Genomic DNA, 22724 nt, shown 5'->3' on the forward strand with positions numbered 1-22724 from the left:
GCCGCAGGCGCTTCTCACAAGACCGCCGCAGGCGCCTCTCACAAGACCGCCGCAGGCGCCTCTCACGAGATGGCTTCTCAGGATAGCGACACCGGCGCTGCACCTACGCAGGCCCGAGGAGACAAGGATGGCCGCTGATTCGGCTCGCAAGGGGCGCGCCGCGAAGGCGCCGTTGCCGCCATTGGTGGTGGACTATGATGGCCAGCTCCTGGCTGGAGTGGATGAGGTCGGGCGGGGGCCGTTGGTCGGCGCAGTGGTCGCCGCGGCGGTGATCCTGGATCCCGAGCGGCCCATCGACGGGCTGACCGATTCCAAGGCGTTGTCGGCCAAGCGCCGAGAGGCCCTCGACGGGCTGATTCGTGAACGTGCGCTGGCCTTCCACGTGGCAGCCGCCAGCCCCGAGGAAATCGATCAGCTCAATATCTACCACGCCACGCATCTTGCCATGCGCCGTGCCATCGATGGGCTGATGCCTTCGCCTGAATACCTGCTGGTGGACGGCAATCGCCTCCCCGGGCATCATGTTCCCGGCCAGGCTGTGGTCAAGGGTGATGCCCGTCACCCGGCCATCGCCGCCGCATCCATCCTCGCCAAGGTGGCGCGGGATGCTGCCATGGTGTCGCTCGACCGGCGCTATCCTGACTATGGTTTCGCCCGCCACAAGGGCTACCCGACGGCTGAACATCTGGCCGCGCTGGAACGTCTGGGGCCACTCGACGAACATCGTCGCTCCTTTGCCCCTGTCAAGCGCCAGCTGGCGCTATTCTGACCCGTATTCACAGCCCCGCCACGGCGGGTCGAGGTAAGGCTTTCACATGTCCGCTCCTTTCGTTCATCTTCGCGTCCATAGCGAGTTCTCTCTGGTTGACGGCCTCGTGCGCCTCAAGCCTTACGTCAAGGCCGGCGTCGAGCATGGCGCGCCAGCGCTGGCGTTGACCGATGAATCCAATCTGTTCGGCCTGGTGAAGTTCTACAACGGGGTCCAGGGCGCGGGCATGAAACCCGTGATCGGTGCCGACCTGTGGCTGGTCAACGCCCATGACCTGGATCATCCGTATCGGGTGACGCTGCTGGCGATGAATGACGTCGGCTATCGCAACCTGACCGAGCTGATCTCTCGCGGCTGGGTCGAGGGCCAGCGTCAGGACCGGGCTTACTTGGAGAAAGCCTGGGTACTGGAGCAGAGCGAAGGCTTGATTGCGCTGTCTGGTGGGCGTGAAGGGGACGTGGGCCGCCATTTGCTCAGCGATCATCATGCCGATGCGCGGCGTTTGCTGGATGAATGGTGTCAGGCGTTTCCCGGCCGTTTCTATCTGGAGCTGACCCGGACCGGTCGCCCGCTGGAAGAAGACTGCGTGCATGCGTCGGTGGCGTTGGCCATGGACACCGGGGTTCCGGTAGTGGCGACCAACGATGTGCGCTTCCTCAAGCGTGAGGACTTCTGGGCCCACGAAACCCGCGTGGCCATTGGCGAGGGCAAGGCGCTGGATGACCCCCGTCGCGAGCGGCGCTACACCGAGGAACAGTACCTCAAGTCGCCACAGGAGATGGCGGAGCTGTTTGCCGATATTCCCGCGGCGCTGGAAAACAGCGTCATGATCGCCGCGCGTTGTAACGTCAACGTTCGCCTGGGCGAGATCTTCCTGCCGGAATACGGTATTCCCGAGGGCATGACCCAGGACGAGTTCTTCCGCAAGATCTCCCACGATGGCCTGACCGAGCGCCTTGACGCTCTTTACCCGGTGGACAGCCACCCACGCGACAGCGACGACTGGGCGGCGCTCGAGAAGCGCTACCGAGAGCGCCTGGACTTCGAGCTGGACATCATCCTGCAGATGGGGTTCCCCGGTTACTTCCTGATCGTGATGGACTTTATCCAGTGGGCCAAGGACAACGATGTCCCGGTAGGGCCGGGACGCGGTTCCGGTGCCGGCTCGCTGGTGGCCTACGCGCAGAAGATCACCGATCTCGATCCGATCCAGTATGACCTGCTGTTCGAGCGCTTTCTGAACCCCGAGCGGGTGTCGATGCCGGACTTTGACGTCGACTTCTGCATGGAGAAACGTGATCGCGTCATCGATTACGTGGCCGAGCGCTATGGCCGTAACGCGGTGTCGCAGATCGTCACCTTCGGCACCATGGCGGCCAAGGCCGTGGTGCGAGACGTTGCCCGCGCCCAGGGCAAGCCGTACTCGCTGGGGGACAAGCTGTCCAAGCTGATTCCCTTCGAAGTGGGCATGACGTTGTCCAAGGCCATCGAAGAGGAGCCCCAGCTCAAGGAATTCATTGAGGTAGATGAGGAAGCCCAGGAAATCTGGGACATGGCGCTCAAGCTCGAGGGGGTGACGCGAGGCACCGGCAAGCACGCCGGGGGCGTCGTCATCGCGCCCACCAAGCTGACCGACTTCTCACCGCTGTTATGTGACGAGGATGGCTCCGGGCTGGTCGTTCAGTTTGACAAGAACGACATCGAGGATGCCGGACTGGTCAAGTTTGACTTCCTGGGCTTGCGCACGCTGACCATCATCGATTGGGCGTTGGAGATGGTCGATCGGGTGCGCGCCAGCGAGGGCAAGGGGGCGCTGGATATCGATGCGATCCCGCTGGACGACGGCAAGACCTTCGAGATGCTCAAGAAGGCCGAGACCACCGCGGTGTTCCAGCTGGAATCCCGGGGGATGAAGGAGCTGATCAAGCGCCTCTTGCCGGACTCGCTGGAGGACATGATCGCACTGGTGGCACTGTTCCGTCCGGGGCCGCTGCAGTCCGGCATGGTCGATGACTTCATCAACCGTAAGCACGGACGGGCGGAGATCTCCTACCCCCACCCGGATTACCAGCACGAGCTGCTGAAGCCCGTGCTGCAGCCGACTTACGGCATCATCCTGTACCAGGAGCAGGTGATGCAGATTGCCCAGGTGATGGCGGGCTACTCCTTGGGTCAGGCTGACCTGTTGCGGCGCGCGATGGGTAAGAAGAAGCCGGAAGAGATGGCCAAGCAGCGTACCGGTTTCATGGAAGGCTGTGCGGCCAACGGCATCGATGCGGACCTCGCTGGCAACATCTTCGACCTGGTGGAAAAGTTTGCCGGTTACGGCTTCAACAAGTCCCACTCGGCGGCCTACGCGCTGGTGTCCTACCAGACCGCCTGGCTCAAGGCGCATTACCCGGGCCCGTTCATGGCGGCGGTGATGTCCACCGAAATGGACAACCTGGACAAGGTGGTGCCGCTGATCGAGGAGTGTCGCCATCTCAAGCTCACGGTCACGCCACCGGACGTCAACGTGGGCGGCTACAAGTTCACGGTCGATGATGAAGGCCGGGTGGTGTATGGCCTGGGTGCCATTCGTGGCGTGGGGGAAGGTCCGATCGGCGCCATTGTCGAGGCGCGTACCGCCGAAGGCCCCTTTACCGATCTGTTCGACTTCTGTCGCCGTATCGACCCCAAGCGCATGAACAAGCGTACCCTGGAGGCGCTGATCCGCTCCGGGGCGCTGGATAACCTGGGGCCCAATCGTGCGGTGCTCAGCGCGGCCCTGGATGACGCCCTCAAGGCCGCTGCGCAGAGTCACAAGAATCACAACGCCGGGATGATGGACCTGTTCGGCGAAGCGTTTGCACCGGACGCCGATGAAGGGGCCAGCGATCCTTATGCGGACTACCTGCGCGTGCGGGAATGGAGCGATCGCGATCGGCTGGCCGGCGAGAAGGACACCCTTGGTCTCTATCTGACGGGCCACCCCATCGATGAGTACGAAGAGGAGCTGGCACGTTTTGTCTCGACCCGCATCGCGGACTTGAAGCCTTCCCGGGAGCCGCAGCGGGTGGCCGGGCTGGTGGTGGCGCAGCGCACCATGAAGTCCAAGCGCGGCGATACCATGGCCTTCCTCACCCTGGACGACCGCACGGGGCGGATTGAGGCGTCACTGTTCGGCGAGCTGTATGACAGCGTGCGTGAACAGCTCGACAATGCCGAGGTGCTGATCGTCGAAGGAGAAGTCTCCAGCGATGACTACTCCGGTGGCCTGCGCCTGCGAGGCAAGGACGTCACCCCCATGGTCCAGGCACGCTCGCGCTTTGGCCAGGCGGTGGAGGTCTCGGTGGATGGTCGTCAGGCGAACGGCCGGTTGATTGACAGCCTGCGCGCAAGCCTTGAGCCCCATCGACATGAGGAAGGCCTGCCGGTGCGCCTGCGCTATCGCAATGTCGACGCTACCGGCTGGCTGGAGTTCGACGAGCAGTGGAAGGTCCTGCCATCTGATGACCTGTTGATCGCCCTGAGAGATGTCGAAGGACAGGATGGCGTACGTCTCAAGTATCGCTGAGGTGGCCAAAATACGCTGCGGCGTTAAGGTCGCTGGACGGCTGCGCCTTGCGTGGCCCCGTCAGGGTGCGATAATGCACACCACTTTTTATTTGCCATGGGTGGGCCTGCGACCTGCGGTCGCGCCCGCCTGACCATGATCACAAGGCTGGCCCATGAACCCCAACTATCTCGATTTCGAACAGCCCATCGCCGAACTGCAGGCCAAGATCGAAGAGCTTCGTCTGGTCGGCAACGACAGTCAGGTCAGCCTGGCTGACGAGATTTCGCGCCTTGAGGAAAAGAGCCGCAAGCTGACCGAGTCGATCTTCAAGGATCTGACGCCGTGGCAGGTATCGCAGCTGTCTCGCCATCCGCAGCGCCCGTACACGCTGGACTATCTCGAGCATGTGTTCAGCGACTTCGATGAGCTGCATGGTGATCGCGAGTTTGCCGATGACGCCGCTATCGTCGGCGGTGTTGCGCGTCTCAATGATCGTCCGGTGATGATCATCGGTCATCAGAAGGGCCGCGACGTCAAGGAGAAGGTCCGCCGCAATTTCGGCATGCCCCGCCCGGAAGGCTACCGCAAGGCGTGCCGTCTGATGGAAATGGCCGAGCGCTTCAACATGCCGGTGCTGACCTTCATCGACACCCCTGGCGCCTATCCGGGTATCGACGCGGAGGAGCGCGGCCAGAGTGAGGCCATCGCCTATAACCTGGCGGTGATGTCGCGTCTCAAGACCCCCATCGTCTCCACCGTGGTAGGTGAAGGTGGCTCCGGTGGCGCCCTGGCCATCGGTGTCTGTGACGAGCTGATGATGCTTGAGTACTCCACCTACTCGGTCATTTCTCCTGAGGGGTGTGCCTCGATCCTGTGGAAGAGCGCGGAACGCGCCAGCGATGCCGCTCAGGCCATGGGGATTACCGCCAGCCGTCTCAAGGAGCTCGGTTTCGTCGATAACCTGATCAAGGAGCCGCTGGGCGGTGCGCACCGCTTCCCTTACGAGGCAGCGACGCGAGTGCGTGACGCCATCAGCGAGAGTCTGGAGCGCCTGGACGCTCTGGACAGCGACGCCCTGTTGGCACGTCGCTATGAGCGCCTGATGAGCTACGGCGCCCCCGCCTGAAGCGTCGGGTCTTCGTGGTAACCCCGCGGCCCCTGTCGTTCTGCGATAGGGGCCGTTTGCATGTGATGCCCGGGTATCGGGTGGAGAGCAGGCATGTCTGAGCCCCCTGGCCTTGAGGCCATCGTCGCGCCCTTTATCGATGACGTGCCCGCTGATCGCACGCTATGGCTGGGGCTTTCGGGAGGACTGGATTCCTGCGTGCTGCTGGCACTGGCCGCGGATGCCTGCCAACGGCGTGGGCGGACGCTCAGGGCGATTCATGTCCACCATGGCCTGCAGCCGGCGGCGGACGACTTTGCGCGCCACAGCCGTGCCCTGTGTCGCGAGCAGGGCGTCGCGCTGAAGGTGGTCCGGGTCAGTGTCGATCTGGCGGGCAAGGGCCTCGAGGCGGCGGCCAGGGCGGCCCGCTACCAGGCCTTTATGGACATCATGGAGCCTGGGGATCATCTGTGGCTGGCGCAGCATGCTGATGACCAGGCCGAGACCTTCTGGCTGGCGGCCCTGCGTCGGTCGGGGGTGATGGGGTTGGCTGGCATGCCGACACGCCGTCAGCAGCAAGGACGGGTCATCGTCCGTCCGCTATTGAGTGTCGGACGCCTCGCGCTGGAGAAGGAGGCCGCCAGGCGAAGGCTTGCCTGGATCGAGGATCCCAGCAACCAGGACCTGTCGCTGGATCGCAATTTCCTGCGCCATCGGCTGGTGCCGTCACTGCTGGAGCGTTGGCCTGAAGCCCTTCAAGCGCTGTCCGCCAGTGCACGGCATGCTGGTGAGGCGGTATCACTGCTCGAGGAATACGCCCAGGAGGATCTGGACAGGCTGGGGGGCGATCCGGCCAGGTTGCCGCTAAATGGACTACTGGCGCTGTCGCGACCGCGCCAGCGCTGGCTGCTGGGCTGGTGTCTGCGCTGTCTGGACCTGGCCACGCCACCGGGGACTCGGCTGGATGAGATCATGTCCCAGTGCCGGGCCCGACGTGATGCCGAAGTAAGGGTCCACTGGTCAGGTGGCGAAGCGCGCTGCTGGCGCGGCACCTTGTATCTGCTGGCGGACAGCCGCACGACCCCGGTCGCGCTGCCGGAAATGCCATGGTGGTCAGGGCGTGAGGTCGTGGTGGCAGGGAGGACGCTTGCCCTGGTCGCGCCTTCTGGCCAGGCCCGTTGCCTGCTGACGCTGCGAGCGCGCCAGGGGGGAGAGCGCATTCGCCTGGAAGGCCGTGGACGGCGCGATGTGAAGCGGCTGCTGCAGGAGGCTGCGGTGCCTCCCTGGCAGCGTTGTCATATCGTGCTGCTGTGGCGAGCGGACGAATGCGTCGCGGTGCTGGATGCCGCTTCAGGGGCCTGGATCGCGGTAGCACAAGGCTGGACGGCCATTCCCTGACGGGAGTTTGCTCGCCGACGGGACCTTGCTACGTGACCCCGCTAGGTGATCCCGCCAGCGAGATGATCCCGCCAGCGTGCGTCTGTTGTCTGGCCACGTCGTCAGCTGTCAGGGGTCACCGCATGTAGCACCAGCGCGAAGTCGGTGCTGGCAAGATAGTCGGCTTCTCGTTCCAGGTCGGTGCACAAGAGTCCCGGCTCATCGCCACCTTCGTAGTGCAGGTGAAGGGTGTCGCCATCCACCTCGAGGCGCGGCGCCGCGGGCGCTTGCTCGGGGCGCGAATGGTTGAGAATGACCGCCAGGCGCAACAGCCGGGCCAGGCGCTGGCTGTCGCGCTGTTCGCTTTCGGGCAGCGCTTGCCACTCCTTGAGCGGAAACTTGCGGCGGTGCGCCCGCACCAGGAATGACAGCAGGCGCTGCTCCGGGCGCGAGAAGCCGGCCAGGTCGGAGTATTCAAGCAGATAGGCGCCGTGACGGTGGAACTGGCTATGGGAGATGGACTGGCCGATCTCATGCATCCAGGCGGCCCATTCCAGATAGCGTCCGCGCTCCTCGTCCAGGTTCCAGTCCTGCTTGACCTGCTCGAACATGGCCCGTGCCGAGGCGGCGACATTGTCGGCCTGGCGTGTGTCCACGGCATTGTAGCGGGCCAGCGTCTCCAGGCTCTTCAGGCGCGAGTCCTCAGGACTGTTGCGGCCCGCCATGTCGTAGAGCACCCCTTCGCGCAGGGCGCCATCGGCGAAGCGCATCTGCGTCAGCTCAAAGGCTTCGAAGATAGCGCTGAGAATCGCCACCCCGGCCGGAAACACTCGTGCACGATCGGCCTTCAGACCCTCCATCGACACCTTGTCCAGCTGTTTGGTCTTGATCAGACGCTTGCGCAGCTTGGCCAGCCCATCGCGAGTGATGACGCCCTCTGGGGAGTCACCTGCAGCATGCAACACCGCAGCTGCCGCCTTGATGGTGCCGCTGGAGCCGACCGGATCATCCCAGCCCAGACGTTGATAGGGGCGACGGATGTTGGCGAGCTCCGACAGGGCGGCAAGCTCGGCGTTACGCATGCGCTTTTCGGTGATGTCGCCATCGCCGAAGAAGCGGCGGGTGAAGGTGACGCAGCCCATGGAGAGGCTTTCCAGCGCCTTGGGCTCGAACTGTTCGCCGATGATGAACTCGGTGGAGCCGCCACCGATATCCACGATCAGGCGTCGACCGCTTTCCGCCAGGGCATGGGCCGCGCCCAGATAGATCAGGCGGGCTTCCTCGCGACCGGCGATGATCTCGATGCGCGTGCCGAGCAAGGCTTCGGCGCGATCGATCAGCTCCTGACTATTGTGCGCGTCGCGCAGGGCGTTGGTGCCCACGACACGCATGCGCGTCGCCGGAATCCCTTCAAGAAAGGGGGCGAAGCGCCCCAGGCAGTCCAGTGCGCGCGCCATGGCGTCCTCATTGAGGTAACCGTCCTCGTCGAGCCCGGCTGCCAGCTGGACCTTTTCGCCCAGTCGCGCCACCACCTGAAGCCGATCGTCCTGATAATTGGCCACCAGCAGGTGGAAGCTGTTGGAGCCCAGATCGATGGCGGCCAGGCGAGCCGGGTCCTTGCCGGGGTCATGGGGCGTCTCACGCAGGGCGCTGAGCGAATCCGAGGGTTGGTTCATGTGGGGTCCTTCACTGGAGATGGGTCAAGGTTGCGTATCGCTTTCTGGTATGTCAATGATCTGGGGGAGGCAGGGGGCTTGCGTTCCCTCGCCGGCTTGTCTAGTATCGGGTCATTCGCCTGTTTCGAATGTGTTTTCCCGGTCGCGTCGCTGCCGCGGCGTGACCATCCCAAGTCGTCAGACAGCCCGCACGATGCCAGCTCTGCCAGAGCCCCCCAAGGGTTCCAGCAATCGAGATCTGGCAATGGCGAATGAATCTGCTCCCTCGTCCAGACGCTGGCGTGGTTCTCCCTTCTGGAGAGTCCAGCCCATGGCCCTATCATCTTTACCAGGCCTCGCACGAGCAGCCCCGGGCTCTGAACGCACTCAATCGGCGTGTCCTTTTTTCGCCCCACGGCGCCCTGTCGCCCGGCTTCCACGAGTAATTTCTGAACTCTGATGAATCTGACCGAACTCAAGCAAAAGCCCGTGCCGGAGCTTCTCGATATCGCACGCGAGATGGGTATCGATAATCTGGCCCGGTCCCGCAAGCAGGACATCATTTTTGCCATTCTGAAGAAGCACGCCAAGAGCGGCGAAGACATCTTCGGCGATGGCGTACTGGAGATCCTTCAGGACGGTTTCGGATTTTTGCGCAGTGCCGACAGTTCCTACCTGGCCGGCCCCGACGACATCTACGTCTCGCCCTCTCAGATCCGTCGCTTCAACCTGCGTAAGGGCGACACCATCTCCGGCAAGATTCGCCCCCCCAAGGAAGGCGAGCGCTACTTTGCCTTGCTCAAGGTCAGCCAGATCAACCTTGATCGCCCGGAGAACGCCAAGCACAAGATCCTGTTCGAGAACCTCACGCCGCTGTTTCCGCAGGATCGTCTGCGCATGGAAATCGGCAACGGTTCCACCGAGGATCTGACGGCCCGCATCATCGACCTCACGGCGCCCATCGGCAAGGGCCAGCGTGGTCTGATCGTGTCTCCGCCCAAGGCTGGTAAGACACTGATGTTGCAGAATATTGCGACATCCATTACGCGCAACAACCCCGAATGCCAGCTGATCGTGCTGCTGATCGACGAGCGTCCGGAGGAAGTGACCGAGATGTCGCGGACAGTGCGCGGCGAAGTGGTGGCGTCTACCTTCGACGAGCCCCCGGCGCGTCATGTACAGGTCGCCGAGATGGTCATCGAGAAGGCCAAGCGGCTGGTCGAGCACAAGAAGGATGTGGTCATTCTGCTCGACTCCATCACCCGTCTGGCCCGTGCCTACAACACCGTGGTGCCGTCTTCGGGCAAGGTGCTGACCGGTGGTGTCGATGCCCATGCACTCGAGAAGCCCAAGCGCTTCTTCGGCGCCGCGCGAAACATCGAGGAAGGTGGCAGCCTGACCATCATCGCGACGGCTCTGGTCGATACCGGCTCCAAGATGGACGAGGTGATCTTCGAGGAGTTCAAGGGTACCGGCAACATGGAAGCCCATCTGGATCGTCGCCTGGCCGAGCGTCGCGTCTATCCCGCTCTGAACATCCGTCGCAGTGGCACCCGTCGCGAAGACCTGATTGCCTCCGATGACGAGATGCAGCGGATGTGGATCCTGCGCAAGCTGCTCAATCCCATGGATGATACGGCTGCGACCGAGTTCCTGATTGATCGACTCAAGGACACCAAGACCAATATCGAGTTCTTTGAGGCCATGAAGCGGCGCTGATCGTCGTTCATTCGAGGTCAGTCGAAGGGGCAGCATGCTATGCTGCCCCTTTGGTGTATTTGACAGCGAGAAATTCGCATGAAGTATAGCGACTTGCGTGACTTTATCGCGGGTCTTGAGGCGGCTGGCGAGCTCAAGCGCGTTAGCGCGGAAGTGGATCCGTATCTCGAGATTACCGAGATCTGCGACCGGACCTTGAGGGCCGGCGGACCGGCGCTGCTGTTTGAGAATGTGAAGGGCAGCGACATGCCGCTGCTGGGCAACCTGTTCGGCACCCCGAAGCGTGTGGCCATGGGCATGGGGCAGGAGTCGGTGGAAGCGCTGCGCGAGGTCGGCGAGCTACTGGCTTTCCTCAAGGAGCCTGAGCCCCCCAAGGGCTTCCGAGACGCTTGGGAAAAACTGCCGATCTTCAAGCAGGTGATGAGCATGGGGCCCAAGACCGTGCGCTCCGCACCTGTCCAGGCGCGGGTGTTCGAGGGTGACGAGGTCGATCTCGACATGCTGCCGATCCAGCATTGCTGGCCCGGTGATGCGGCGCCGTTGGTGACCTGGCCACTGGTGATCACCAAGGGCCCGCACAAGTCCCGCCAGAACCTGGGCATCTATCGTCAGCAGAAGCTCGGCAAGAACCGCTTGATCATGCGCTGGCTGTCCCACCGTGGTGGGGCGCTGGATTTCCAGGAATTCCAGCAACAGCATCCTGGCGAGCCATTTCCCGTAGCGGTGGCTCTGGGGGCCGACCCCGCCACGATCCTGGGCGCCGTCACCCCCGTGCCTGACTCGCTCTCCGAGTACGCCTTTGCCGGCCTGCTGCGTGGGTCGCGCACCGAACTGGTGAAGTGTGGTCATGCGGACCTGCAGGTACCGGCGTCCGCCGAAATCATCCTTGAGGGGTTTCTCTACCCCGATGATACGGCGCCAGAAGGGCCTTATGGTGACCACACCGGCTACTACAATGAGGTAGAGACGTTTCCGGTGTTTACGGTGACGCGCATGACCATGCGCAAGGATGCCATCTATCACTCGACCTACACCGGTCGCCCCCCGGATGAGCCGGCGATTCTCGGGCTTGCCTTGAACGAAGTGTTCGTGCCGATCCTGCGTCGCCAGTTTCCCGAGATCGTCGACTTCTATCTGCCTCCGGAAGGCTGTTCGTACCGCATGGCGGTGGTGACCATGAAGAAGCAGTACCCTGGCCACGCCAAGCGCGTGATGATGGGGGTCTGGAGCTTTCTGCGTCAGTTCATGTACACCAAGTTCGTTATCGTGCTGGATGACGACGTCGACGCCCGCCAGTGGGAAGACGTGATCTGGGCGATCACGACCCGCATGGACCCTGCCCGGGATACCGTGATGGTCGAGAACACGCCTATCGACTACCTGGATTTTGCCTCTCCGGTCGCCGGACTCGGCTCCAAGATGGGGCTGGACGCTACCAGCAAGTGGCCCGGTGAGACCGATCGTGAGTGGGGCGTGGCGATCAGCATGGACGACAGCATAAAGTCCCGGGTCAGCGAACGCTGGGACGACTATGGTATTCCCCTCCCTGACACCGACAAGAGGTCGACATGACGGCAAGGACCCTGACCTGCCAGGTTATCGAGGTCGAGGATCTCACTCCTGACGTATTTCGTGTGGTGCTTGAAGGACGCGCCGAGGCCATGGCGCATGCGCCGGGGCAGTATCTGGAGATGCGTCTGTCAGACGACTGCTGGGTGCCGTTCTCGATCGCCAGTCGCCATCGCGATGACGGCAGACTGGAGCTGCACATTCAACACTGGCCGGAGCGCTCCAACTCGGCGCAACTGCGCGCCATGCTGGTGGTGGCGGAGCACCTGACGGTGCGCTTGCCCAGCGGTGACTGTGTGCTGGACGAATCGAGTGTCCGGCCCCTGACGCTGATTGCCGCCGGCACCGGCTTTGCCCAGATGAAGGCCATCGTCGAGGCAGCCCGTCACCAGCATCCCGAGCGTCCCATCACCCTGTGGTGGGCAGCGAAGGAGCGACGCGACCTGTATGCTGAGGAGCTGGCGCGACAGTGGGTGACCGAGTGCAACAACCTGGTGTTCCACGCGGTCTGTGAGGCGGGTTTCGAGGAAGGCTTCGATGGTGAGCGGGTATACGCCCACCATGGCCGTATCGATGCGGCGCTAGGCGAACACCTGGAGGATGTGTCACAGGACGATGTCTACCTGTCCGGCTCTCCTGGCATGGTCTATGCGTGCGTCGATGTGCTGGCGTCGCTGGGTCTTGAGCCGTCCCGGGTGTTTTCCGATGTGTTTGCCTATGCCCCGCGTGACCCCTTGGTGCCGGTGGTCGGCAGCCTGATCAAGGAAGAGGCCCCGTGAGCGCGTCGCCGATCCTGATTACCGGTGGCGCCCAGCGGCTGGGGAGGCACTGTGCCGAGCGCCTGGTGCAAGATGGACATCCGGTCATCGTCAGCTATCGCCGTGAGCGAGCGGAGCTGGACAGCATGCGCCAGCGAGGCATCGTGACCCTTCAGGCTGATTTTTCCAGTGAAGCCGGCATTCTTGACTTCATCGAGCGCCTCAAGGGCCAGACTAACGCTTTGCGGGCAATCGTCCACAATGCCAGTGACTGGGCGCCGGACAGCCTGGACAGCGACGCCGGGGCCAACTTCGAGCGGTTGTTTCGCGTCCACATGCTGGCGCCTTACCTGATCAACCTGCACGCCAAGAGCCTGCTCGACGCCTGCAGCGAACCCCAGCGCGATATCATCCACATGACCGACTACGTCGTGCAAAAGGGTTCCAGGAAGCACGCGGCCTATGCGGCGACGAAGGCCGGATTGGATAACCTGACGCTATCCTTCGCGGCCCAGTACGCCCCTGAGATCCAGGTCAATGCCATCGCGCCGGCGCTGATCATGCTGAACGAACAGGATGACGAGGCCTATGCCGCCAAGGCGCGAGCGAAGTCGTTGATGGATATGGTGCCTGGCCCCGGTGTGATCTATCAGAGTCTGCGCTACCTGCTCGACAATCGTTACGTGACCGGTACCGTGATGGCCGTCGATGGCGGACGCCATCTGCGCTGAGGGGCCTCGCCAGCAGGCCCTGGTGAGCTAGACTCGTGGTGTGCCCTGACAATCCAACGATGAGAAGAGGCTTCCATGGCCCACCACAACGCTCCTGAGCAGCGCCACGCTAGCGATCACGGTAAGACGCATGGCAATGTCCATGACAGCCCCCACGACCCGGCTGACTTTCGTGATGAGAGCGGCTTTCTGATGATCTTTCTTGGCCTGGTGGTGATGGCGGGCATGACATGCCTGCCGGCGACCATCGCCTGGGTGACGCTGGCAACAGCAGGATAGGCGTCAGGGGTTGCCATTTGTCTCGGCGCCGGGCAGGATGAAGGCACATTCAGGAGATCGCCATGTTATCAGTCACCTCTCAGCTAACAGCTTGCCCTGACGGAGCATCTTGCTCCGCAAGTGGTGCGCTGGCGACCGATGTCGCGTCGCTGAGTGGTGGGCAAGCGATGACGGGCGTGTCCTTTTATTGGTCCAGCTTTACCTGGTATTGGTTTGATACCGGGGCGCTGGTGCGCGAGGCCTGACGACAACGTTGGCACTCGCGAGGCGCTCCCACCCAGGGCCGCCTCCCAGAACCCCCGGACGGCAGCCCGTCCGGGGGTTCTTTGTTTTTGGCATGATGCTCCAGAGCGTCGCGACAGCCTGCAGTGGCAGGTAACAGGAGATAACCGATGACCGCATATCGAGATTTCGTCTACGCCGACTTCCAGGGTTACGCCTATGGGTATGGCTGGCGATTTATCGACACGCGGTCGGCCCAACTGGCCACCTCCGACCGTGAGCGCCTCGGTGGTCGACATGTTCAACGATGTACGACCCTTTGGAGCTGATACCATGACCGCGACCCTCTCCCTTGCTACGACCTCCCACATGGCCACGACGACCCCAGAGACTGCTGTGCAGGATCGATCTAACGGGACCGCATTGCCCGCACCGCTGTCGCTCAAGCAGCAGTACCCGTTGAGCGCCACTCTGGCGGACCGTGTCGACGCACAGCGTCAGGAAATTCGCGACATCCTGGAAGGCCGAGATGACCGCCTGCTGGCGGTGGTGGGGCCCTGTTCGATTCATGATCCCCAGGCGGCCCTGGAATACGCCGAGCGCCTGGCCGGCCTGGCGGCCAGTATCCGCGATCGTGTCCTGGTGGTCATGCGCGTCTACATCGAGAAGCCACGCACCACCGTGGGCTGGAAAGGGCTGGCCTACGATCCAGACCTGGATGGGACAGGCAACATGAGCCGTGGCCTGGAGCTGTCGCGCCAGCTGATGCGGGACATCGTCGAGATGGGGCTGCCGGTCGCCACCGAAATTCTGCAGCCGATGATCGCTCCATATCTGGAGGATCTGCTGGCCTGGGTCGCCATCGGCGCGCGCACGACCGAGTCTCAGCTGCACCGCGAGATGGCCAGTGGCCTGGGGGCTGTCGTCGGTTTCAAGAATGCCACCAGTGGTGATGTGCAGGTGGCCCTGGATGCGATGCACAGTGCTGCCCATCCTCATCAACATTTTGCCGTAGGCAGCGACGGCCAGCCGATGATGGTCGAGACCCAGGGCAATCCCCATACCCATGTGGTGCTGCGGGGCGGCCACGGCGAACCGAACTACGATGTTGCTGCGGTGGCGGCAGCGCGTAGAGCTCTGCGCGAGGCCGGGCTGTCGCCGCGCTTGATGGTCGACTGCAGTCATGCCAATGCGCGCAAGGACCACCGCCGCCAGAGCGAAGTCTTGCTCGACGTGCTGGCTCAGCGGCTGGCGGGCGATACGGCGCTGATCGGGGTGATGCTCGAGAGCCATCTGCATGAAGGCAAGCAGCCTCTGGACCCCGGCAAGCTGCGCTACGGTGTCTCCGTCACGGACGCGTGTATTGGTTGGGAGACCACCGAACACCTGTTGAGTGTGGCCGCAGAGCGCCTGGCCGAGGGCGACTGATCAACCCCGGCAAAATGGCCAGACCTCGAAGAATCCATCGCAACGAAACTCCGCCTCGCAGGCGGCCAACTGGCCGCGATAACGCGAGGCGGTGGTCGCGACCTCGCGCGCCGCGCGCATGACCGCAGGCTTGGCGCGATAACTACCGCGCCGATAGCCGCCCTGGCCCTCGTGGTAGGCCAGGTAGAGGTGTTCCGGATTAGCCAGCGAGACGCCGGTCATGCGCTGCGTTCGGGCGTTGTACCAGCCGATGAAGTCGGTGGCATCGTCCATGTCGCTGCGGCTTGAGAACAGCCCACCCACATCATCACTGTATTCTCCCCAGACCGGGTCCTGGGCCTGGGCGTAGCCGTAGGCCGAGGAGGGACGCGTCCAGGGAATGAACCCCAATAGCGTGGTTCTGGGCGGCCTGACGTGGCTGCGAAACGACGATTCGCGCTTGATGAACGCCATTTGGGTCCAGGGGGGAGTCCCCCACTTTTCATACGAGGCACGCGTCGCGTCATACCAGTCCGGCTGCTGGCGAAAGACGTCGCACAGATTGTCCTGATGGGCCGGTGGCGCTGGGGCGAAGGCCGCACAGCCTCCCAGCAGCAACACGCCGCTCAAGACCAAGCACTTCAAGACTAAGCACTTCAAGACCCTGCGAGCCGGTTGAGAGACAGCGCTCCTGGAGATACAGCGCCCATAGACAGAGCGCTGAGAGCAACAGCTCCTGGAGAAGGAGCTCCTGAAGAAAGACTCGGGGGCAGGCCTTGAGGCGGGCATGGACACTCCATTGTCGTGATGAGCTTGAGCATTATGCCGTTCTCGCCACCTGGAGAACACTTGGCGTCACCTATGCCGCTTTCATCGACTTGTTCTATGCCGTTTCAGGCGTCGCCTGAGAGAGCTCCCCTGGATCCTGCATGTCCTCCGGCACCCGTGGCAGGTCGACGGGGATATGGCGGGCGAAGAATGCCAGGCAGTCGAGACTGCTGGAGGCGTCGGGAGCGAGCGGGCAATTCCATGGGGAATCGCGCAGCTCATCGGGCAACTGTTGGCTGAGCTGCTCCAGCTCCTGGCTCTTTGGCCAGCTGAGCCAACGCTCCCTCTCCAGGGCCTGGGGCTGACGCCACTTGAGCATCCAGTCGTCGCCCCAGGGTAGTACCGCCAGATGTCCGGGGTCTGGCAACGGCAGTCCCTGGAAGGCGCTGGACCACCAGGTGGGGTGGAGCTGCTGGCGGTGAAGCCGGTTCAAGCACTGGGCCAGCAGTCCCCGCTGGATCACCATCACATCCAGGTACTGATGGTCCTGACTGAGCACATGTACCGCCAGGCTCTGTCGACTCACACACAGCTCTTTCGCGATCAGCGTGTCGAGTGACGCTTGCGGGTCACTATGGCCCAGTACCCCCCGCTCTAGCGCCACCAGAGCGATAGTGTGGGGTGGCATGACCAGCACGCAGGGTAGGGCAGGATCCAGTTGACCAAGGAGATCCAGCCGGGAGTGGCTCCCCCCTCGCTGTTGCCTTTGATCGGTGCAATGTACCCAGTGCCAGCAAGGTTCTGGGTCCTCATCGCTAGAGGGTGCCTTTTGCGGCATGAGCAGAATGCGCTGATGTCGGTGTCCCAGATGCCACATGGTTCTGGTCCTGTCGATAGCAAGCGTTGGACCACTCTGTCGTCACCTAAGCTTAGTTTCTTTCACTAACTGTTACTCTTTTAACATTTTAGTTACCTCTTATGCTTTGTCCGGCGTACCGCATCGTCACATCCCTGTCATCTAGACATCCTAGGGTGTCGCGAGGACCGACATCGCCGAGATAGCGCACCCAACAGCGCAGATCGGCGCGAGTGACCGCCCGCCACCGGCCCGCAGCCGGCAACGACATCCCGTCTGCCGACGTTCCACACGTCGACGGCCAAGAGAGGACTGCGCAATGAGCAAGGAAATCGAAGATCACCGCCTGTTGAACCCCAGCAGCAATGAGCCCTTTTCTTCAATACTCGATCGTCGCCTGTCGCGCCGCGCTGTGATGAAGGGCGGCATGGGCATGGCAGCCATGTCTATGCTGGGGGGCTTCGGGCTGACCGCTATCGCCGATCAGCATGGGTCAGGCATGTCCAAGACGCCGCTGGCACTGGCCTTCGACGCGGTCAAAGGGTCGCGCACGGATGCGGTAGTGGTGCCTGCGGGGTATACCGCCCAGGTACTGGTGCCCTGGGGGACGCCGCTCGATGATAGCGCCCCCCAATGGCGCGACGACCTGGCCATGACGCCAGAGGGACAGGCGGCCAGCGTCGGCATGCACCACGACGGCATGCACCCCTTCGCTCTGGATGATGCCAGCGGATCTGAGCGCTTCCTGCTGGTGATGAACAATGAGTACATCGATGAAAATGCCCTGTGGGCGCCCCAGGGCGGTCCCACCAACATGGCGGAGGGCAAGCGTCCTGCCGATGAAGTCCGAACGGAAATCAATGCCCACGGGGTCACGGTCGTAGAGGTGCAGAAGGGCGCCAACGGACACTGGAGTCACGTCAAGGGATCCCGCTACAACCGCCGCTATACCAGTGCCACGCCGATGCACCTGTCTGGCCCGGTGGCCGGCAGTGACTACGTCAAGACCCGGTTCTCTCCGGGGGGAACCCAGGCGCGGGGCACCAACAATAACTGTGCCAATGGGTATACCCCCTGGGGAACCTATCTGACCTGCGAAGAAAACTGGCCGGATTATTTCGTCAAGGACGAAGGGCGGACGCGGGACGATGATCGTCTTGGCATCGCCACCGGGCGCGGTCGCTATGGCTGGGAAACCGCAGCGGGCGACGCCAGCGAACGTGATGACGAGTTTACCCGGCTGATCGGCAACCCCGGCGATGGCGATGCCACCGGCGACTATCGCAACGAGGCGCGTCAGTTCGGCTATATCGTTGAGATCGACCCGTACACCGGCAAGCAAGCGGTGAAGCGCACGGCGTTGGGGCGTTTCCGCCACGAGGGGTGCTGGCCGGGCAAGTTGGAGGCTGGCCAGCCGGTCGTGTTCTACTCTGGCCACGACTCCCGCAACGAGTACATCTACAAGTTCGTGTCCAGGGCGGTCTGGGACCCGGCGGATGCCATCGCGCCCGGTGCCGAGGCCGACCGCCTGGCGCTAGGCAGCAAGTACATGGATGAGGGCACGCTGTACGTGGCTCGCTTCAATGCCGATGGCAGTGGCCAGTGGTTGCCGCTGACGCCGCAAGCCACCACCCAGGATGGTCGACCCCTGGCCGAGGCCCTGGAGCTCGGTGCCGACGATTTGGCAGGGGTGATCATCCATACCTGCGATGCCGCTGACCTGATGGGGGCAACGCCGATGGATCGCCCGGAGTGGGGCGCGGTGGATCCTTCCACCGGTGAGGTCTACATGACCCTTACCAACAACTCCAAGCGTACCGAGGAAGGCACCGAGGCGACACTGACCGGCGATGGCGACAGCATCGAGGCGTTGGGGAATGGCTATGCCACCGCTCCGGTCAATGCCGCCAACCCGAGGGCTAACAATGAGGCGGGGCAGATCATCCGCTGGCGTGAGGGGGCAGATGCCAGTGCTTTCGAATGGGAGGTCTTTGTCTTCGGTGCCGCCGCCAGCGATGCCGATAACCTGTCGGGCCTGACCGCCGACAACGAGTTCGCCAGTCCCGACGGTCTTTACTTCGACGAGCGCGGCGACGGCCAGGGTATCCTGTGGATTCAGACCGACAATGGCTATGAGGGCGTTGCCGAAAGTACCAATGACCAGGTTCTGGCGGTGGTGCCGGCAGGGCTGGAGCGTGCCGATGGTGCGGCTGCGGTGCTGTCCGGTGCCAACCAGGACAAGCTCAAGCGCTTCTGTGTGGGTCCCAACGGCTGCGAGGTGACGGGTATCTTCTCGACGCCTGACAAGACGGCGCTGTTTATCAACATCCAGCATCCTGGCAACTGGCCTGCCAGTGATGATGCCACCCAGGCCACCGATTCCAGCGTGCGTCCGCGTGCTGCCACGGTGGTCATTCAGCGCGAAGACGGCGGCCAGATCGGGCTCTAGCCTTCGCTTGCCGCCTTTGACTGCGGCGTCCAGCACCGGCCCCCGGCTCCTTCATCGGAGCCGGGGGCTTTGCTTTGGGGCGGGGCGCGACAGGGGCGGTGCTGGCGCCAAGGCGCCCTGATGTCCGTGATGTTGGCGGTGCCGGCATGATATGCCCCCGACAGCATCGCTGGCGGGGGCTTTCTAGGAGCGCTGTGTCCTGGAGCTAAAGCCGTCAGGCCCGGGCGGCATAGGCGTAGAGCAGCGTTTCCTGGGCCGAGATCGGGGCGGCCTCGCCGGGATCCTGCTTGATGTAGGTCCCGTCGCCCTGCAACAGCCAGCTCTGACAGTTGTCGACCAGGTAGGTTTCCAGGTCCTTGCGTACCCGTGCGGCCAGTTTCTTGTCCAGCAGCGGGAAGCAGGTCTCGACCCGGTGGAACATGTTGCGGGCCATGAAGTCGGCGCTGGAGCCCCAGGTTTCGGGCTTGCCGTCATTGTGGAAGTGGAAGACTCGGGTGTGCTCCAGAAAGCGACCGATGACCGAGCGCACGCGAATGTTCTCCGAGATGCCGGGAAGTCCGGGGCGCAGGCAGCACATGCCGCGAATGATCAGGTCGCATTCGACCCCGGCCTGGGAGGCGCGATAGAGGGCCTGAATCAGCTTGGGTTCGGTCAGGGAATTGCACTTGACGATGATATGGGCGCGCTTTCCCTTGCGCGCGAAGTCGGCTTCGCGCTCGATCATCGCGACGACTTGCTCGTGCAAGGTGAAGGGAGCGTGGAGCAGCTTTTCGATCTGGCGAGTGCGGCCCATGCCGGACAGCTGCTGGAATACCTTGTGCACATCGGCACATAGCACTGGGTCGGCGGTCAGCAAGCTGTAGTCGGTGTAGAGCTTGGCCGTCTTGGAATGGTAGTTGCCGGTGCCCAGGTGGGCATAGTGACGCAGCGCGCCCTTCTCGCGGCGCACAATATGCATCATCTTGGCGTGGGTCTTGTAGGCCATGACACCGTAGATGACGATGGCGCCGGCCTCCTGCAGGCGTGAGGCGAGGGCCAGGTTGTCGGCTTCATCGAAGCGGGCGCGCAGTTCGATGACAACGGTGACTTCCTTGCCATTGCCGGCGGCCTCCACCAGGGCGGTGACGATGGGGGAGTCGGCGCCGGTGCGATACAGCGTCTGCTTGATCGCCAGCACGTCCGGGTCGCGAGCGGCTTCACGGCACAGGTCTTCCACGGGAGTGAAGGACTGGAAGGGGTGGTGCAGCAGGATATCGCCTTCCTGCATGGCCTGCATGATGCTGTTGGGCTGTTTGACCTGCTTGGGTATCCCCGGCACGAAGGAGCGATACATCAGCTCTGGGCGCTCCGCGTCCCCCAGTACCGACATCATGCGAGTGAGGTTGACCGGGCCGTTGACGCGATAGAGGTCATTAGGCTCGAGCTGGAATTGCTTGAGCAGAAAGTCGGACAAGCCTTCCGGGCAGTTGTCGGCCACCTCGAGGCGCACGCCGCTGCCGTAGCGGCGGGCCAGCAGCTCACCACGCAGGGCCGAGGCCAGGTCCGAGACTTCTTCCGGGTCCACGGTCATGTCGGCGTTGCGGGTCAGGCGGAACTGATAGCAGCCCTTGACCTTCATGCCCGGGAACACTTCGTCGGCGTGGGCATGGATCATCGAGGACAGGAACAGGTACTCGTTGAAGCCTTCCTCACACAGCTCGCTGGGCAGTGCGATCACTCGTGGCAGGGAGCGGGGCGCCGGAAGAATGGCGAGGCCGCCTTCGCGGCCGAAGGCATCCTTGCCTTCCAGCTCGACGATGAAGTTCAGGCTCTTGTTGACCAGGCGTGGGAAGGGGTGCGACGGGTCCAGGCCAATCGGGCTGACGACCGGAATGATTTCGTTGGAGAAGTAGTCATGGACCCACTTGCGCTGAGCCTTGGTCCAGTCGCTGCGGCGGCGGAAGCGAATGTTCTGTGCCTCCATTGCCGGAATCAGCTGCTCATTGAGAATGCGGTACTGACGTTCGACATGCTCGTGGGCGATCTTGGAAATCTCGTCCAGCACGGAGCGCGGGCTGCGCCCATCGGCCCCGGTGGCGTCATCGCCCATGGCGATCTGGCTCTTCAGGCCGGCGACGCGAATTTCGAAGAACTCGTCCATGTTTGAGGAGAAGATCAGCAGGAACATCAAGCGGTTGAGCAGCGGATGCGCTTCATCCAGTGCCTGTTCGAGCACCCTGATGTTGAACTGCAGATGCGACAACTCACGATTGAAGTAGAGGCTGGGATCGCTGAGATCCGCCTCCGGGTCGGGCAGAGCCTTGGGCTTGATCCCGGTGCGCGTCTGATTCAGCCGCGGCACCGGGGTATCGGCCTGGGGGGAGTCTCCCACCGAGACATCGGACTTGCCCAGGGTGGCCTGTTCAATGGTGGCGTTGTCGGTCTGTGCGTCTTCCATGGTCATTCCTCAAAAAGGGGCCCGGGAAGGCGCCGTTCCTTCCCCTCGTCAGCTTGCCAACAGTCTGGCCGCTCGCTTGGCAAAATAGGTCAGCACGCCGTCGGCTCCGGCACGCTTGAAGCACATCAGGGACTCCAGAATGACGCTGTCGGCATCCAGCCAGCCATGGTCGAATGCCGCCATGTGCATGGCATATTCACCACTGACCTGGTAAGCGTAGGTGGGCACACGCAGTTCGTCCTTGACCCTGCGCACCACATCCAGATAGGGCATACCTGGCTTGACCATCACCATGTCGGCGCCTTCGGTGATGTCCATGGCGGCCTCGTGGAGCGCCTCGTCGCTGTTGGCGGGATCCATCTGGTAGGTGGACTTGTCGGCCTTGCCCAGGTTGGCCGCGGAGCCCACGGCGTCGCGGAAGGGGCCGTAGTAGCGCGATGCATATTTGGCGCTGTAGGCCATGATGCGGGTGTTGTGCAGTCCTTCCTGCTCCAGCAGCTCGCGGATCGCGCCGATGCGGCCGTCCATCATGTCGGACGGTGCCACCACGTCGGCGCCCGCCTCGGCATGGGACAGGGCCTGCTTGATCAAGGTCTCCACGGTGCGGTCATTGGCCACGTAGCCGTGCTCGTCGAGGATGCCGTCCTGGCCGTGGCTGGTGTAAGGGTCCAGCGCCACGTCGGTGATGACGCCGAGTTCCGGCAGGGCCGCCTTGAGCTCGCGCACGCTGCGCTGGACGAGTCCGCCTGCGCTGTAGGCTTCTTCCGCCAGCTCGCTTTTCTTGTCGGCATCGACGACCGGAAACAGGGCAATCGCGGGGATCCCCAGCTCGACCGCTTCTCGGGCTTCTTCAATCAGCAGGTCCAGCGACAGGCGCTCGACACCGGGCATGGACGGCACGGCCTCGCGACGACCTTCGCCTTCCAGCACGAACACTGGCCAGATCAGGTCATCGGCGGTCAGGGTGTTCTCACGCATCATGCGGCGAGAGAAGTCGTCCTTGCGCATGCGACGGGGACGAGCAGCAGGAAACAGGCGAGGGGTGATGGCACTCAAGACGGCACTCCACTGGGAACGAGATTTGG

17 protein-coding genes are annotated in these 22724 nt (G+C 63.1%); 12 read left to right on the top strand and 5 right to left on the bottom strand.

Annotated elements, in window-relative coordinates; translation table 11 throughout:
• Positions 1 to 127 precede the first annotated feature (127 nt).
• From rnhB to tilS, 4 genes are all read left to right on the top strand, one after another.
• The gene (rnhB, locus tag KUV72_RS00170; RefSeq protein ID WP_206940302.1) at positions 128 to 769 is read left to right on the top strand and encodes a ribonuclease HII; all 642 of its coding nucleotides are present in this window, start codon (positions 128 to 130) and stop codon (positions 767 to 769) included.
• Between the two features lie 46 nt (positions 770 to 815).
• Positions 816 to 4325 (top strand): DNA polymerase III subunit alpha, encoded by a 3510-nt coding sequence (dnaE, locus tag KUV72_RS00175; protein ID WP_206940300.1) that lies wholly within the window; start codon positions 816 to 818, stop codon positions 4323 to 4325.
• Positions 4326 to 4479: 154 nt separating this feature from the next.
• The gene (locus KUV72_RS00180) at positions 4480 to 5433 is read left to right on the top strand and encodes an acetyl-CoA carboxylase carboxyltransferase subunit alpha (RefSeq protein WP_222237053.1); all 954 of its coding nucleotides are present in this window, start codon (positions 4480 to 4482) and stop codon (positions 5431 to 5433) included.
• 93 nt (positions 5434 to 5526) lie between these two features.
• On the top strand, positions 5527 to 6810 hold the full coding sequence (tilS, locus tag KUV72_RS00185) for a tRNA lysidine(34) synthetase TilS (RefSeq protein ID WP_222237054.1): 1284 nt from the start codon (positions 5527 to 5529) through the stop codon (positions 6808 to 6810).
• 101 nt (positions 6811 to 6911) lie between these two features.
• Here the strand turns inward: tilS and ppx are convergent, their stop codons facing one another.
• Positions 6912 to 8465, bottom strand: coding sequence for an exopolyphosphatase (gene ppx / locus KUV72_RS00190; RefSeq protein WP_222161569.1), 1554 nt, complete (start codon positions 8463 to 8465; stop codon positions 6912 to 6914).
• A gap of 438 nt (positions 8466 to 8903) precedes the next feature.
• On the opposite strand from ppx, the gene rho reads away from it, so the two are divergent.
• The 7 genes from rho to KUV72_RS00225 all read left to right on the top strand — a co-directional run bounded on the left by rho (position 8904) and on the right by KUV72_RS00225 (position 15150).
• Complete coding sequence (gene rho / locus KUV72_RS00195; protein ID WP_206940285.1) at positions 8904 to 10163, top strand: transcription termination factor Rho; 1260 nt, start codon at positions 8904 to 8906, stop codon at positions 10161 to 10163.
• Between the two features lie 78 nt (positions 10164 to 10241).
• A complete protein-coding gene (ubiD, locus tag KUV72_RS00200; protein ID WP_206940282.1) occupies positions 10242 to 11735 on the top strand; it encodes a 4-hydroxy-3-polyprenylbenzoate decarboxylase in 1494 nt (497 codons plus the stop codon).
• The gene (locus tag KUV72_RS00205; protein WP_222237055.1) at positions 11732 to 12511 is read left to right on the top strand and encodes an FAD-binding oxidoreductase; all 780 of its coding nucleotides are present in this window, start codon (positions 11732 to 11734) and stop codon (positions 12509 to 12511) included. Before ubiD ends, KUV72_RS00205 begins: the two co-directional genes overlap by 4 nt.
• Positions 12508 to 13221 carry a dihydromonapterin reductase gene (gene folM / locus KUV72_RS00210; protein WP_222237056.1) on the top strand — a complete coding sequence of 238 codons (714 nt, stop codon included), beginning with the start codon at positions 12508 to 12510 and terminating at the stop codon, positions 13219 to 13221. Before KUV72_RS00205 ends, folM begins: the two co-directional genes overlap by 4 nt.
• Before the next feature lie 75 nt (positions 13222 to 13296).
• Positions 13297 to 13500 carry a hypothetical protein gene (locus KUV72_RS00215; protein ID WP_222237485.1) on the top strand — a complete coding sequence of 68 codons (204 nt, stop codon included), beginning with the start codon at positions 13297 to 13299 and terminating at the stop codon, positions 13498 to 13500.
• Between the two features lie 392 nt (positions 13501 to 13892).
• Positions 13893 to 14051 carry a hypothetical protein gene (locus tag KUV72_RS00220; RefSeq protein ID WP_206940276.1) on the top strand — a complete coding sequence of 53 codons (159 nt, stop codon included), beginning with the start codon at positions 13893 to 13895 and terminating at the stop codon, positions 14049 to 14051.
• A gap of 4 nt (positions 14052 to 14055) precedes the next feature.
• Positions 14056 to 15150, top strand: a complete 1095-nt coding sequence (locus KUV72_RS00225; protein WP_222237057.1) for a 3-deoxy-7-phosphoheptulonate synthase — start codon at positions 14056 to 14058, stop codon at positions 15148 to 15150.
• Here the strand turns inward: KUV72_RS00225 and KUV72_RS00230 are convergent, their stop codons facing one another.
• Together KUV72_RS00230 and KUV72_RS00235 are read right to left on the bottom strand one after the other, a co-directional pair.
• Positions 15151 to 15750 (bottom strand): lysozyme-like domain containing protein, encoded by a 600-nt coding sequence (locus KUV72_RS00230; RefSeq protein WP_315857843.1) that lies wholly within the window; start codon positions 15748 to 15750, stop codon positions 15151 to 15153.
• A 262-nt stretch (positions 15751 to 16012) separates the two neighbouring features.
• Positions 16013 to 16585, bottom strand: coding sequence for a hypothetical protein (locus KUV72_RS00235; RefSeq protein WP_206940270.1), 573 nt, complete (start codon positions 16583 to 16585; stop codon positions 16013 to 16015).
• Positions 16586 to 17072: 487 nt separating this feature from the next.
• Here KUV72_RS00235 and KUV72_RS00240 point away from each other — a divergent pair, with 487 nt between their 5' ends.
• Positions 17073 to 19202, top strand: a complete 2130-nt coding sequence (locus KUV72_RS00240; RefSeq protein WP_222237059.1) for a PhoX family protein — start codon at positions 17073 to 17075, stop codon at positions 19200 to 19202.
• A 214-nt stretch (positions 19203 to 19416) separates the two neighbouring features.
• On the opposite strand, the gene ppk1 is transcribed toward KUV72_RS00240, so the two are convergent.
• Positions 19417 to 21639, bottom strand: a complete 2223-nt coding sequence (ppk1, locus tag KUV72_RS00245) for a polyphosphate kinase 1 (RefSeq protein ID WP_206940266.1) — start codon at positions 21637 to 21639, stop codon at positions 19417 to 19419.
• Positions 21640 to 21687: 48 nt separating this feature from the next.
• Complete coding sequence (hemB, locus tag KUV72_RS00250) at positions 21688 to 22695, bottom strand: porphobilinogen synthase (protein WP_222237060.1); 1008 nt, start codon at positions 22693 to 22695, stop codon at positions 21688 to 21690.
• Positions 22696 to 22724 lie beyond the last annotated feature (29 nt).

This window comes from Halomonas sp. DP4Y7-1 (assembly GCF_019800705.1).
Taxonomy (GTDB): domain Bacteria; phylum Pseudomonadota; class Gammaproteobacteria; order Pseudomonadales; family Halomonadaceae; genus Halomonas; species Halomonas litopenaei_A.

Bases quoted from the DNA above. Each gene is read 5' to 3' on its own strand.
- rnhB (WP_206940302.1), top strand. From the start codon at position 128: ATGGCCGCTGATTCGGCTCGCAAGGGGCGCGCCGCGAAGGCGCCGTTG.
- dnaE (WP_206940300.1), top strand. From the start codon at position 816: ATGTCCGCTCCTTTCGTTCATCTTCGCGTCCATAGCGAGTTCTCTCTG.
- KUV72_RS00180 (WP_222237053.1), top strand. From the start codon at position 4,480: ATGAACCCCAACTATCTCGATTTCGAACAGCCCATCGCCGAACTGCAG.
- tilS (WP_222237054.1), top strand. From the start codon at position 5,527: ATGTCTGAGCCCCCTGGCCTTGAGGCCATCGTCGCGCCCTTTATCGAT.
- ppx (WP_222161569.1), bottom strand. From the start codon at position 8,465: ATGAACCAACCCTCGGATTCGCTCAGCGCCCTGCGTGAGACGCCCCAT.
- rho (WP_206940285.1), top strand. From the start codon at position 8,904: ATGAATCTGACCGAACTCAAGCAAAAGCCCGTGCCGGAGCTTCTCGAT.
- ubiD (WP_206940282.1), top strand. From the start codon at position 10,242: ATGAAGTATAGCGACTTGCGTGACTTTATCGCGGGTCTTGAGGCGGCT.
- KUV72_RS00205 (WP_222237055.1), top strand. From the start codon at position 11,732: ATGACGGCAAGGACCCTGACCTGCCAGGTTATCGAGGTCGAGGATCTC.
- KUV72_RS00215 (WP_222237485.1), top strand. From the start codon at position 13,297: ATGGCCCACCACAACGCTCCTGAGCAGCGCCACGCTAGCGATCACGGT.
- KUV72_RS00220 (WP_206940276.1), top strand. From the start codon at position 13,893: ATGACCGCATATCGAGATTTCGTCTACGCCGACTTCCAGGGTTACGCC.
- KUV72_RS00225 (WP_222237057.1), top strand. From the start codon at position 14,056: ATGACCGCGACCCTCTCCCTTGCTACGACCTCCCACATGGCCACGACG.
- KUV72_RS00235 (WP_206940270.1), bottom strand. From the start codon at position 16,585: ATGCCACCCCACACTATCGCTCTGGTGGCGCTAGAGCGGGGGGTACTG.
- KUV72_RS00240 (WP_222237059.1), top strand. From the start codon at position 17,073: ATGAGCAAGGAAATCGAAGATCACCGCCTGTTGAACCCCAGCAGCAAT.
- ppk1 (WP_206940266.1), bottom strand. From the start codon at position 21,639: ATGGAAGACGCACAGACCGACAACGCCACCATTGAACAGGCCACCCTG.